Here is a 12,291-nt window from a genome sequence, read left to right as displayed (position 1 = left end):
CCGATCAGCGGCTGACAACCTTAAGCAGGATCTCACCATACACCGGCATCAGCGGGTGACGTACCAGCATCACCAGTGCCACCAGCGCCACGCCCAGGGTGACGGGGGCCAGCCAGAATAAGCGTCCACGCGGCAGATAGCGGCTGAGGCGATCCGAGGAGGCTTTCCCGCTGCGCCACAGCCGCCAGCAGAGCCAGGCCGCCAGCCACAGCAGCAGCGCGGTCGCCAGCAGCAGCCAACGGAAGCCGCCGCTCTGCACACCAGCAGGGATATCGATTGCCGCGCCGGCCAGGATACCCGGCAGGAAGTAGATGGGCGGCCAGAACAGGCAGCCAATCAGGTTCGGCACGATAAATTTCGCCACCGGCAGATCCAGCATCCCCGCCACCATCGGCACCAGCGGGCGCGTCGGGCCAACAAAGCGTCCCACCAGAATGGTAAACATGCTGTGTTGATGCAGGGCATGCTTGGTTTTATCGAGCAGGGCTTTGTTCTTTTTCATGAATGACCAGCGGTGCAGCGGCTTTTTAAAGCGCCAGCCCAGCCAGAATGAGATCCAGTCGCCCAGCAGACAGCCGACGATCCCCGCCAGCCACGCCTGCCAGAAGTTAACCTCGCCACTGCCAATCAGCGCGCCGAGCCCGGTCATCATCACCGTGCCGGGCAGGATCAGTCCAACCAGCGCCAGAGATTCCAGGAAGGCCACGAGCGCGACGGCGACGAGCGAATAGGTAACGGACTGGGTAATAAAATGTTCCAGCAATGCCTGCATAACAGTTCCGGTCAGGTGGCGAAGCAGGGATTCTGCGAAGAGCGCCCTGCTGCGTCAAGACAACAATTGTCTGAATAGTTTACCGGGTGTGAACGACATTCAGCGAACTTGTTTAGTTTTATTTACTTTCTATTCACACCCTGCGCGAAATTCGCTGGGGCTGGCGCCAGTGCATTTTTTAAAGACCCGGGAAAAGTAGAGCTGATCCTCAAAGCCGACGTTGCGCCCGACGGTGGCAATCGGCATGCGGGTGGTGCTGAGCAGCAGCTTGGCCTGGCTGATGCGCTGATCCTCGCGCCAGCTCAGCACGCTCACCCCCAGCTGCTGGCGGAACAGGTGCGACAGACGCGACGGCGACAGGCAGACATGCTGGGCGACGCTGGCGATATCAAACTGGCTGTCCGCCAGATGGTCGCTGATGTACTGACAGGCTTCGCGCACCCGGTGATCCAGCGGCGGGTTGAGCGATTCATTGATCGCCTCCATCCGGCGCAGCAGCAGCTGTTCCAGCAGGTTGATAGCCAGCAGCTCGGCATAGCGTCCCCCGCCCTGTCCGGCCTCGATGATCTGGGCAAACAGTTCCCGAAACTGCGGCTGATGCGCTTCATCCGGGCGATAAAAGCCGGTATGGGCAAACATCGACGGCCAGGCCAGCCACTCCTGCCAGTAAGCGCGCGGACGGAAGTAGACCCACTGGTGATACCACTCCCGGGCATCGGGATGACGGCCATAGTGATGAATTTCACCCGGCGGGAAGAGCAGAATATCGCCCGGACGGCAGACGAAGGTCTGATCGCCATTCTTGATCACCCCCTCTCCGCGCACGGTCAGGTTGAGGATATAGCCCTTCATCCCCAGCGGTCGATCAACGTAAAAATCGAGATAGCCGTCAGCCTCAATGGGCGTCAGTCCCGCCACCAGATGCGCGTTAAACGAGTAGCCCGGCAGCAGCGGATCGCTTTGCGTTTCAGCCATATTTTCAGTCCTCCTGGCAGTCCTGAAGGAAACCATTTGTCCATATCATCAAAAGCGGCATAAAAACGGGCTACACAAAGATCGAAAAGGTATCAGCCCGCTTTCAGATCCGCCATCATAACGCTTCCGTTGCGATTTATCCGTAACATCGAGCGGGTCGGCGGTAACAAAAGTGTCTATAACCACGGCAGAAATGTCCACATGGATTATTTGCTCGGCGTCACACTTTCCCATGTCACAGCAAAATCATCCATAAGATTAGCGGATCCCGCCTGACGATTTTCCCCCTCACTCTCTAATGTTCATTCATATCTGTTTTTTGATGGAGCAACACCATGGCAATTGCGATTGGCCTCGATTTTGGCAGTGACTCAGTACGCGCCCTGGCAGTGGAATGCACTACGGGTCAGGAGATAGCAACCAGCGTCGAGTGGTATCCGCGCTGGCAAGAGGGGCGCTATTGCGATGCGCCAAACAATCAGTTCCGCCATCATCCACGTGACTATATCGAGTCGATGGAAGCGGCAATCAAAACCGTACTGGCGGAGTTAAGCGAGGCGCAGCGCGCTCAGATCGTCGGGATTGGCGTGGACAGCACCGGCTCTACCCCGGCGCCAATTGACGCCGATGGTCACGTTCTGGCGCTGCATCCGGCGTTCGCCGATAACCCGAACGCCATGTTTGTGCTGTGGAAAGACCATACCGCGGTGGAAGAAGCCGAAGCCATCACCCGTTTGTGCCATCAGCCAGGCAAAAACGACTACTCCCGCTACATCGGCGGCATTTACTCCAGCGAGTGGTTCTGGGCGAAGATCCTGCACGTTACCCGTCAGGATCCGCAGGTGGCAAAAGCGGCAGTCTCCTGGATTGAGCTGTGTGACTGGGTTCCGGCCCTGCTCTCCGGCACCACTCGTCCGCAGGATATCCGTCGCGGTCGCTGTAGCGCCGGGCACAAATCCCTCTGGCATGAAAGCTGGGGTGGCCTGCCGCCTGCCGCCTTCTTTGACGAACTCGACCCCATCATCAACCAGAACCTCGACTACCCGCTCTTTACCGATACCTGGACCGCTGATATCCCGGTCGGCACGCTCTGCGCCGAGTGGGCGGAACGCCTGGGCCTGCCTCAGACGGTGGCCATTTCCGGCGGCGCTTTTGACTGCCATATGGGCGCGGTCGGCGCGGGCGCACAGCCCAACACGCTGGTGAAAGTGATCGGCACCTCCACCTGCGACATCCTGACCGCGGATAAAGCCAGCGTCGGCGATCGCGCCGTGAAAGGCATCTGCGGCCAGGTTGACGGCAGCGTGGTACCTGACTTTATCGGGCTGGAAGCGGGTCAGTCCGCCTTTGGCGACATCTACGCCTGGTTTGGCCGCGTGCTGGGCTGGCCGCTGGATCAGCTGGCCGCCGCCCATCCGGAACTGAAAACCCAGATCACAGAGAGCAAAAAACAGCTGCTGCCGCAGTTGACCGACGCCTGGGCGAAGAATCCTTCCCTCGATCATCTTCCGGTCGTTCTCGACTGGTTTAACGGCCGCCGTACGCCAAATGCCAACCAGCGTCTGAAAGGGGTGATTACCGATCTGAATCTCGCCACCGACGCCCCGGCGCTGTTTGGCGGGCTGGTAGCGGCTACCGCCTTTGGCGCGCGCGCCATTATGGAGTGCTTTACCGAACAGGGGATCGCCGTCAATGAGGTGATGGCGCTGGGCGGTATCGCCCGTAAGAACCCGGTGATCATGCAGGCCTGCTGCGACGTGCTGAACCGTCCGCTGCAAATTGTCGCCTCGGATCAGTGCTGTGCCCTGGGCGCGGCGATCTTCGCGGCGGTGGCGGCGGGCGTACACACCGACATCCCGACAGCGCAGCAGCATATGGCGAGCAAGGTGGAAAGCACCCTGCAGCCGCGCACGCAGCAGGCGCAACGTTTTGAACAGCTTTATCAGCGCTACCAGCAGTGGGCGAAGAGCGCTGAGCAGCACTATCTCCCTGTCGCCGCCCCGGTTAAGAACATCCCGGAATCTACGGCAACCCTGACACATTAAGGACACGATAATGACGATTTTTAATAATTATGAAGTGTGGTTTGTGATTGGTAGCCAGCATCTTTATGGGCCGGAAGCCCTGCGCCAGGTGACTCAACACGCAGAACATGTCGTAAACGCCCTGAATGCGGAAGCAAAATTGCCGTGCAAGCTGGTGCTGAAGCCGCTGGGCACCTCCCCGGATGAAATTACCCATATCTGTCGCGATGCTAACTACGACGATAAATGCGCGGGTCTGGTGGTGTGGCTGCACACCTTCTCTCCGGCCAAGATGTGGATCAACGGCCTCTCCATCCTCAACAAACCGCTGTTGCAGTTCCATACGCAGTTCAACGCGGCGCTGCCATGGGACAGCATTGATATGGACTTTATGAACCTGAACCAGACCGCGCACGGCGGCCGTGAGTTCGGCTTCATCGGCGCGCGTATGCGCCAGCAGCATGCTGTCGTCACTGGCCACTGGCAGGACAAGCAGGCGCACCAGCGGATTGGTTCCTGGATGCGCCAGGCCGTATCGAAGCAGGATACCCGTCAGCTGAAAGTGGTGCGCTTCGGTGACAACATGCGTGAAGTGGCGGTAACGGACGGCGATAAAGTGGCCGCGCAGATCAAGTTTGGTTTTTCCGTCAACACCTGGGCGGTGGGCGATCTGGTGCAGGTCGTCAATGAAATCAGCGATGGCGACGTCAATGCGCTGGTGGATGAGTACGAAAGCAGCTATCGCCTGACGGCGGCGGCACAGGTGAATGGTGATAAGCGCCAGAACGTGCTGGATGCAGCCCGTATCGAGCTGGGCATGAAACGCTTCCTGGAACAGGGCGGCTTCCATGCCTTTACCACCACCTTTGAAGATCTTCACGGCCTGAAGCAGCTTCCGGGCCTGGCGGTACAACGTCTGATGCAGCAGGGCTACGGCTTTGCCGGTGAAGGCGACTGGAAAACTGCCGCTCTGCTACGCATCATGAAAGTGATGTCGACCGGTCTGCAGGGCGGCACCTCCTTTATGGAGGATTACACCTACCACTTCGAGAACGGTAACGATCTGGTGCTGGGTTCGCACATGCTGGAAGTCTGCCCGTCTATCGCCGTGGATGAAAAACCGATCCTCGACGTTCAGCATCTCGGCATCGGCGGCAAAGCCGATCCAGCGCGTCTGATCTTCAACACCCGTACCGGCCCGGCCATTAACGCCAGCCTGATCGATCTGGGCGATCGTTTCCGCCTGCTGGTGAACTGCGTCGACGCCGTTGAAACGCCTCACGCCCTGCCAAAACTGCCGGTGGCGAATGCCCTGTGGAAAGCCCAGCCGGATCTGGCAACTGCTTCCGAAGCCTGGATCGTAGCAGGTGGCGCGCACCATACCGTCTTCAGCCATGCGCTGGATCTCAACGACATGCGTCAGTTCGCGGAACTGCACGACATCGAACTGACGGTCATTGATAACGACACCCGTCTGCCAGCCTTTAAAGATGCGCTGCGCTGGAACGAAGTCTACTACGGTTCAAAACGTTAACAGGGGAACCTTTGGCCTGCCGCAGGGCGGGCCTTTTTTCCTGGAGGATACATGCTGGAAGATCTCAAACGTCAGGTGCTTGAAGCCAACCTCGCCCTGCCGGAACATAATCTCGTTACCCTGACCTGGGGCAACGTCAGTGCCGTGGACCGCGAAACAGGCGTGTTCGTCATTAAACCGTCCGGCGTCGACTACCGGGTGATGACCGCCGAGGATATGGTGGTAGTGAGCATCGCCACCGGTGAAGTGGTTGAAGGGAAGAAAAAGCCTTCTTCCGATACGCCAACGCATCGCCTGCTCTATCAGGCCTTCCCGTCTATCGGCGGCATCGTCCACACCCACTCCCGTCACGCCACTATCTGGGCGCAGGCAGGCCAGCCGATCCCGGCGACCGGCACCACCCACGCCGACTATTTCTATGGCACCATCCCCTGCACCCGCAAGATGACCGATGCCGAGATCAACGGCGAGTATGAGTGGGAGACCGGCAACGTGATTGTTGAAACCTTCGAGAAACAGGGTATCGACGCCGCACAGATGCCGGGGGTGCTGGTTCACTCTCACGGCCCGTTTGCGTGGGGTAAAAATGCCGAAGATGCGGTGCATAACGCTATTGTGCTGGAAGAGGTGGCCTATATGGGCATCTTCTGCCGCCAGCTGGCGCCGCAGCTGCCGGATATGCAGCAGACGTTGCTGGATAAACACTATCTGCGTAAGCACGGCGCGAAAGCCTATTACGGGCAGTAAAACCCGCCCGGTGGCGCTACGCTTACCGGGCCTACAGGTCTCCCAGGCCGGATAAGCGCAGCGCCATCCGGCAAAGCACACCTGTATAAAACCCCAGCAAAACAACCTTAACCAGGCTATAATCAGGCCTGGTTTTGTTTTATGAGAGAACGGCGTGGCGCAGGCGCAACAAGGCTTTTTACTCACCCGGCACTGGCGGGATACGCCCCAGGGTACCGAAGTTGAATTCTGGCTGGCGACAGATACCGGCCCGCTAAACGTCACCCTGCCTGTCCAGGAGTCCGTTGCCTTTATTCCCGAGCCTGACGTCGAAAAAGCCCGCCAGCTGCTGCAGGGTGAAAATGGCTGGCGGCTGACGCCCCTTGAGCTGAAAGATTTCCACCGTCGTCCGGTTTACGGCCTTTACTGCCGTGCCCACCGTCAGCTGATGCTTTATGAAAAACTGTTGCGCGAGGCGGGCGTGACCCTCTTTGAGGCCGATGTTCGCCCCCCGGAGCGCTTTCTGATGGAGCGCTTTATCACCGCGCCGGTCTGGGTGGACGGTACGCCCCAGGGCGAACGGCTGATCAATGCCCGCCTCAAACCTAACCCGCACTATCGTCCGCCCCTGAAATGGGCGTCGGTGGACATTGAAACCACCCGTCACGGGGAGCTGTACTGCATCGGCATCGAAGGCTGCGGCCAGCGAGTTGTCTATATGCTGGGCCCGGCCAACGGCGACGCCTCGGGGCTCGATTTCCAGCTGGAGTATGTGAACAGTCGCCCGCAGCTGATCGAGAAACTGAATGCCTGGTTCGCCCGGCACGACCCAGACGTCATCATCGGCTGGAACGTAGTGCAGTTTGATTTGCGCATTCTGCAAAAACATGCCGAGCGTTACCGCATCCCCCTGCTGCTCGGCCGCGGCAACAGCGAGCTGGAGTGGCGCGAGCACGGCTTTAAAAACGGCGTCTTCTTTGCCCAGGCGAACGGGCGCTTAATCATCGACGGCATCGAGGCGCTGAAATCCGCCTTCTGGAGTTTCTCATCATTTTCGCTGGAATCGGTGTCGCAGGAGCTGCTCGGGGAAGGTAAATCCATCGACAATCCCTGGGACAGGATGGACGAAATTGACCGCCGCTTCGCCGAAGATAAACCGGCCCTGGCGACCTATAACCTGAAAGATTGCGAGCTGGTGACGCGGATTTTCCACAAAACCGAGATCATGCCGTTTCTGCTGGAGCGCGCCACGGTCAATGGCCTGGCGGCCGACCGGCACGGCGGCTCCGTGGCCGCCTTTAGCCATCTCTATTTTCCGCGCATGCACCGGGCGGGCTATGTAGCCCCCAATCTCGGTGACGTGCCGCCCCAGGCCAGCCCCGGCGGCTATGTGATGGACTCCCGCCCCGGCCTGTACGACTCGGTGCTGGTGCTGGATTACAAAAGCCTCTATCCGTCAATCATTCGCACCTTTCTGATCGATCCGGTTGGACTGGTGGAAGGGCTCGCCCAGCCGGATGAGCAGCACAGCACCGAGGGCTTCCTCGGGGCGCGTTTCTCCCGGGAAAAACACTGCCTGCCGGAGATTGTCAGCCAGATCTGGTACGGGCGCGAAGAGGCCAAGCGCCACGGCAATAAGCCGCTTTCCCAGGCGCTGAAGATCATCATGAATGCCTTTTATGGCGTACTCGGCACCAGCGCCTGCCGTTTCTTCGACCCGCGCCTGGCCTCGTCCATTACCATGCGCGGCCACGAGATCATGCGCCAGACCAAAGTGCTGGTGGAATCCCAGGGCTATGACGTGATCTATGGCGATACCGACTCGACCTTCGTCTGGCTCAGGGGGGCGAAAAGCGAAGCAGAGGCGACCGCCATCGGCCAGGCGCTGGTGGCTTACGTGAACGACTGGTGGCGAACGCATCTGCAACAGGCTGGCTTAACCAGCGCCCTGGAGCTGGAGTATGAGACCCACTTCTGCCGCTTTTTAATGCCCACCATCCGGGGAACCGATCAGGGCAGCAAGAAACGCTATGCCGGGCTTATCCAGGAGGGGGAAAAGCAGCGGATGGTATTTAAAGGGCTGGAAACCGTCCGTACCGACTGGACCCCGCTGGCGCAGCGTTTCCAGCAGGAGCTTTATCTGAAAATTTTTCGGCGCGAACCCTATCAGGAATTTGTGCGCGAGACCATCGCCAGCCTGATGGCGGGCGAGCTGGATGATCAGCTGGTCTACCGCAAGCGCCTGCGTCGCCCGCTGGCGGAGTATCAGCGCAACGTGCCACCCCACGTTCGTGCCGCCCGGCTTGCCGATGAAGAGAACGTCCGTCTTGGGCGCGCGCCGCAGTACCAGAACCGAGGCACCATCAAGTATGTCTGGACCATCAGCGGCCCGGAGCCGGTGGATTATCAGCGTTCGCCCCTTGACTATGAGCACTACCTCACCCGCCAGCTACAGCCCGTCGCCGAGGGAATTTTACCGTTCATGGACGACGACTTTGCTACACTGATGACAGGTCAGTTGGGGCTATTTTGACAGGTGACGAAATCGCTGCCATCCAGTACCATAGCGCCCTTTCCATTCCCGGACCCATTATTCGATTACCGTCATTTCTGATCGGTGGTTGAACTATTGCCTGCAATTAAAGATTAGAGCCGAACAAATATGCCTTTTACACTTGGTCAACGCTGGATCAGCGACACAGAAAGCGAACTTGGATTAGGAACGGTAGTGGCGCTGGATGCGCGTATGGTCACTCTCCTCTTCCCCGCCACCGGTGAAAACCGTCTGTATGCTCGCAATGATTCCCCTGTTACCCGCGTGATGTTTAACCCGGGCGACACCGTTACCAGCCATGAAGGCTGGCAGCTGAAGATTGAAGACGTAAAAGAAGAGAATGGACTGCTCGCCTATATCGGAACCCGACTGGATACCGAAGAGACGGGCGTCATGCTGCGCGAAGTGCTGCTCGACAGCAAACTGGTCTTCAGCAAGCCGCAGGATCGCCTGTTCGCCGGTCAGATCGACCGCATGGATCGCTTCTCGCTGCGCTACCGTGCGCGCAAGTTCCAGAGCGAGCAGTACCGCATGCCGTGGAGCGGTCTGCGCGGCCAGCGCACCAGCCTGATTCCCCATCAGCTCAACATCGCCCATGACGTTGGCCGCCGCCATGCGCCGCGCGTCCTGCTGGCGGATGAAGTCGGTTTAGGTAAAACCATCGAAGCGGGCATGATCCTGCACCAGCAGCTGCTCTCCGGCGCGGCCGAGCGCGTGCTGATTGTGGTGCCAGAAACCCTGCAGCACCAGTGGCTGGTGGAGATGCTGCGTCGCTTCAACCTGCGTTTCTCCCTGTTTGACGACGAGCGCTACGCCGAAGCCCAGCACGACGCCGATAACCCGTTCGAAACCGAACAGCTGGTGATCTGCTCCCTGGACTTCGTGCGCCGCAGCAAGCAGCGTCTTGAACACCTCTGTGATGCCGAGTGGGACATCATGGTGGTTGATGAAGCGCACCATCTGGTGTGGAATGTCGACGCGCCGAGCCGTGAATATATGGCGATTGAACAGCTGGCCGAGCGCGTACCTGGCGTACTGCTGCTCACCGCTACGCCGGAACAGCTGGGTCTGGAGAGCCACTTTGCGCGTCTGCGCCTGCTGGATCCAAACCGTTTCCATGACTTTGACCTCTTTGTCGAAGAGCAGAAAAATTATCGCCCGGTGGCGGATGCTGTTGCCCTGCTGCTGGCGGGCAAGCACCTCTCCAACGACGAGCTCAACACCCTGAGCGATCTGATTGGCGAACAGGATATCGAGCCGTTACTCCAGGCGGCCAACAGCGATCGTGAAGGCGCCGACGCCGCACGCCAGGAGCTGGTCTCCATGCTGATGGACAGGCACGGCACCAGCCGCGTGCTGTTCCGTAACACCCGTAACGGGGTGAAAGGCTTCCCGAAACGCGAGCTGCATACCGTTCGTCTGCCGCTGCCCACCCAGTATCAGACGGCGATCAAGGTCTCCGGCATCATGGGCGCACGCAAAACAGCGGAAGAGCGCGCCCGGGACATGCTCTATCCGGAACAGATTTATCAGGAGTTTGAAGGCGATACTGGCACCTGGTGGAACTTCGACCCGCGCGTTGAATGGCTGATGGGTTATCTGACCGCCAACCGTTCCCAGAAAGTGCTGGTCATCTGCGCCAAAGCCACCACCGCGCTGCAGCTTGAGCAGGTTCTGCGCGAGCGGGAAGGTATTCGCGCGGCGGTGTTTCATGAAGGCATGTCCATTATCGAGCGCGACCGCGCCGCGGCGTGGTTCTCCGAAGAGGACAGCGGCGCCCAGGTGCTGCTCTGCTCTGAGATCGGCTCCGAGGGGCGTAACTTCCAGTTCGCCAGCCGTCTGGTGATGTTCGATCTGCCGTTCAACCCGGACCTGCTGGAGCAGCGTATTGGTCGTCTGGACCGTATTGGTCAGGCGCACGACATTCAGATCCACGTTCCGTATCTGGAAAAAACCGCCCAGTCTGTGCTGGTGCGCTGGTTCCACGAAGGGCTGGATGCGTTTGAACATACCTGCCCGACCGGTCGTACCATTTACGATAGCGTGCATAACGAGCTGACGGGCTATCTGGCGGCGCCGGAAAACACCGAGGGCTTTGACGAGCTGATCAAAACCTGCCGTGAACAGCATGACGCCCTGAAAGCGCAGCTGGAGCAGGGCCGCGACCGCCTGCTGGAGATCCACTCCAACGGCGGCGAGAAAGCCCAGCGGCTGGCAGAGAGCATTGAAGAGCAGGATGACGATACCAGCCTGATCAGCTTCGCCATGAACCTGTTTGATATCGTCGGTATCAATCAGGACGATCGCGGCGAGAACCTGATTGTGCTGACCCCGTCCGATCACATGCTGGTGCCGGACTTCCCGGGCCTGCCGGAAGATGGCTGCACCATCACCTTCGAGCGTGATGTGGCGCTGTCCCGCGAGGATGCGCAGTTCATCACCTGGGAACACCCGCTGATCCGCAACGGTCTGGATCTGATCCTCTCCGGCGACACCGGCAGCAGCACCATCTCGCTGCTGAAGAATAAGGCGCTGCCGGTGGGTACCCTGCTGCTGGAGCTGATCTACGTGGTGGAGGCCCAGGCACCGAAACAGCTGCAACTCAACCGCTTCCTGCCGGCCACGCCGGTGCGTCTATTGCTGGATAAAAATGGCACCAATCTGGCGGCGCAGGTCGAGTTTGAGAGCTTTAACCGCCAGCTGAGCGCGGTGAATCGCCATACCGGCAGCAAGCTGGTGAATGCGGTGCAGCAGGATGTCTACGCCATCCTCCAGCAGGGTGAGTCTCAGGTTGAGAAAGCAGCGCGCGCCCTGATTGACGCGGCGCGCAGCGAGGCGGATGAAAAACTGTCTGCGGAGCTCTCTCGTCTCGAGGCCCTGCGTGCGGTGAACCCGAATATTCGTGACGATGAACTGGCGGCGATTGAAACCAATCGTCAGCAGGTGCTTGAGAGCCTGAACCAGGCGGGATGGCGTCTGGATGCGCTGCGCCTTATCGTTGTGACGCATCAGTAAGCGGAGCGAAACATGTTGATGGAACCCTACAATCCGCCGCAGGATCCGTGGCTGGTCATTCTCTATCAGGATGAGCATATTATGGTGGTCAACAAGCCAAGCGGCCTGTTGTCCGTGCCGGGCAGGCTGGATGAGCACAAAGACAGTGTGATGACGCGCGTTCAGCGCGATTATCCGCAGGCGGAGTCCGTCCACCGTCTGGACATGGCCACCAGCGGAGTGATTGTAGTGGCGCTGACCAAGGCGGCAGAGCGCGAGCTGAAACGTCAGTTTCGTGAGCGTGAGCCGAAGAAGCAGTACCTGGCGCGCGTCTGGGGACATCCACAACCGGCTGAAGGGCTGGTTGACCTGCCGCTGATCTGCGACTGGCCTAACCGCCCGAAGCAGAAGGTCTGCTACGAGACCGGCAAGGCGGCGCAAACCGAGTATGAAGTGCTGGAGTACGCGGAGGACAACAGCGCCCGCGTGCTGTTAAAACCGATTACCGGTCGCTCGCACCAGCTGCGTGTGCATATGCTGGCGCTGGGTCACCCGATTCTGGGGGATCGCTTTTATGCCACGCCGGAAGCCCGGGCGATGGCGCCGCGTCTGCAACTGCATGCGGAAATGCTCACCATCACCCACCCGGAATACGGTACGCCGATGACCTTTAAGGCACCGGCAGACTTTTGATCCGTTGCCCGGCAGCACC

Annotated in this window: 8 protein-coding genes; 6 read left to right on the top strand and 2 right to left on the bottom strand. The window is 59.5% G+C overall.

Annotated features, from left to right (window positions below; all coding sequences use genetic code 11):
* Positions 1 to 4: 4 nt before the first annotated feature.
* Complete coding sequence (locus tag GNG26_RS03320) at positions 5 to 772, bottom strand: DedA family protein (protein WP_156237798.1); 768 nt, start codon at positions 770 to 772, stop codon at positions 5 to 7.
* A 129-nt stretch (positions 773 to 901) separates the two neighbouring features.
* A complete protein-coding gene (gene araC, locus GNG26_RS03315; RefSeq protein WP_103823228.1) occupies positions 902 to 1,747 on the bottom strand; it encodes an arabinose operon transcriptional regulator AraC in 846 nt (281 codons plus the stop codon).
* Positions 1,748 to 2,082: 335 nt separating this feature from the next.
* On the opposite strand from araC, the gene araB reads away from it, so the two are divergent.
* The 6 genes from araB to rluA all read left to right on the top strand — a co-directional run bounded on the left by araB (position 2,083) and on the right by rluA (position 12,272).
* Positions 2,083 to 3,792: a ribulokinase gene (gene araB, locus GNG26_RS03310; RefSeq protein ID WP_103823227.1), complete on the top strand. Its 1,710-nt coding sequence runs from the start codon at positions 2,083 to 2,085 to the stop codon at positions 3,790 to 3,792.
* Between the two features lie 10 nt (positions 3,793 to 3,802).
* Positions 3,803 to 5,305: an L-arabinose isomerase gene (gene araA, locus GNG26_RS03305; RefSeq protein ID WP_103823226.1), complete on the top strand. Its 1,503-nt coding sequence runs from the start codon at positions 3,803 to 3,805 to the stop codon at positions 5,303 to 5,305.
* A gap of 51 nt (positions 5,306 to 5,356) precedes the next feature.
* On the top strand, positions 5,357 to 6,052 hold the full coding sequence (araD, locus tag GNG26_RS03300; protein ID WP_156237796.1) for an L-ribulose-5-phosphate 4-epimerase: 696 nt from the start codon (positions 5,357 to 5,359) through the stop codon (positions 6,050 to 6,052).
* 154 nt (positions 6,053 to 6,206) lie between these two features.
* Complete coding sequence (polB, locus tag GNG26_RS03295; RefSeq protein ID WP_156237795.1) at positions 6,207 to 8,564, top strand: DNA polymerase II; 2,358 nt, start codon at positions 6,207 to 6,209, stop codon at positions 8,562 to 8,564.
* A gap of 129 nt (positions 8,565 to 8,693) precedes the next feature.
* Positions 8,694 to 11,600 (top strand): RNA polymerase-associated protein RapA, encoded by a 2,907-nt coding sequence (gene rapA / locus GNG26_RS03290; RefSeq protein ID WP_114387961.1) that lies wholly within the window; start codon positions 8,694 to 8,696, stop codon positions 11,598 to 11,600.
* Between the two features lie 12 nt (positions 11,601 to 11,612).
* Positions 11,613 to 12,272 carry a bifunctional tRNA pseudouridine(32) synthase/23S rRNA pseudouridine(746) synthase RluA gene (rluA, locus tag GNG26_RS03285; protein WP_114387962.1) on the top strand — a complete coding sequence of 220 codons (660 nt, stop codon included), beginning with the start codon at positions 11,613 to 11,615 and terminating at the stop codon, positions 12,270 to 12,272.
* The last annotated feature ends 19 nt before the right edge of the window (positions 12,273 to 12,291 follow it).

It is taken from the genome of Leclercia sp. J807 (genome assembly GCF_009734465.1).
Classification (GTDB): Bacteria; Pseudomonadota; Gammaproteobacteria; order Enterobacterales; family Enterobacteriaceae; genus Enterobacter.
The sequence above is the reverse complement of the archived record's forward strand: the minus strand, read 5'-3'. Positions and strand labels throughout refer to the sequence as shown.

Coding starts and splice junctions, on each gene's coding strand:
- GNG26_RS03320 (WP_156237798.1), bottom strand. CDS start 772: ATGCAGGCATTGCTGGAACATTTTATTACCCAGTCCGTTACCTATTCG.
- araC (WP_103823228.1), bottom strand. CDS start 1,747: ATGGCTGAAACGCAAAGCGATCCGCTGCTGCCGGGCTACTCGTTTAAC.
- araB (WP_103823227.1), top strand. CDS start 2,083: ATGGCAATTGCGATTGGCCTCGATTTTGGCAGTGACTCAGTACGCGCC.
- araA (WP_103823226.1), top strand. CDS start 3,803: ATGACGATTTTTAATAATTATGAAGTGTGGTTTGTGATTGGTAGCCAG.
- araD (WP_156237796.1), top strand. CDS start 5,357: ATGCTGGAAGATCTCAAACGTCAGGTGCTTGAAGCCAACCTCGCCCTG.
- rapA (WP_114387961.1), top strand. CDS start 8,694: ATGCCTTTTACACTTGGTCAACGCTGGATCAGCGACACAGAAAGCGAA.
- rluA (WP_114387962.1), top strand. CDS start 11,613: ATGTTGATGGAACCCTACAATCCGCCGCAGGATCCGTGGCTGGTCATT.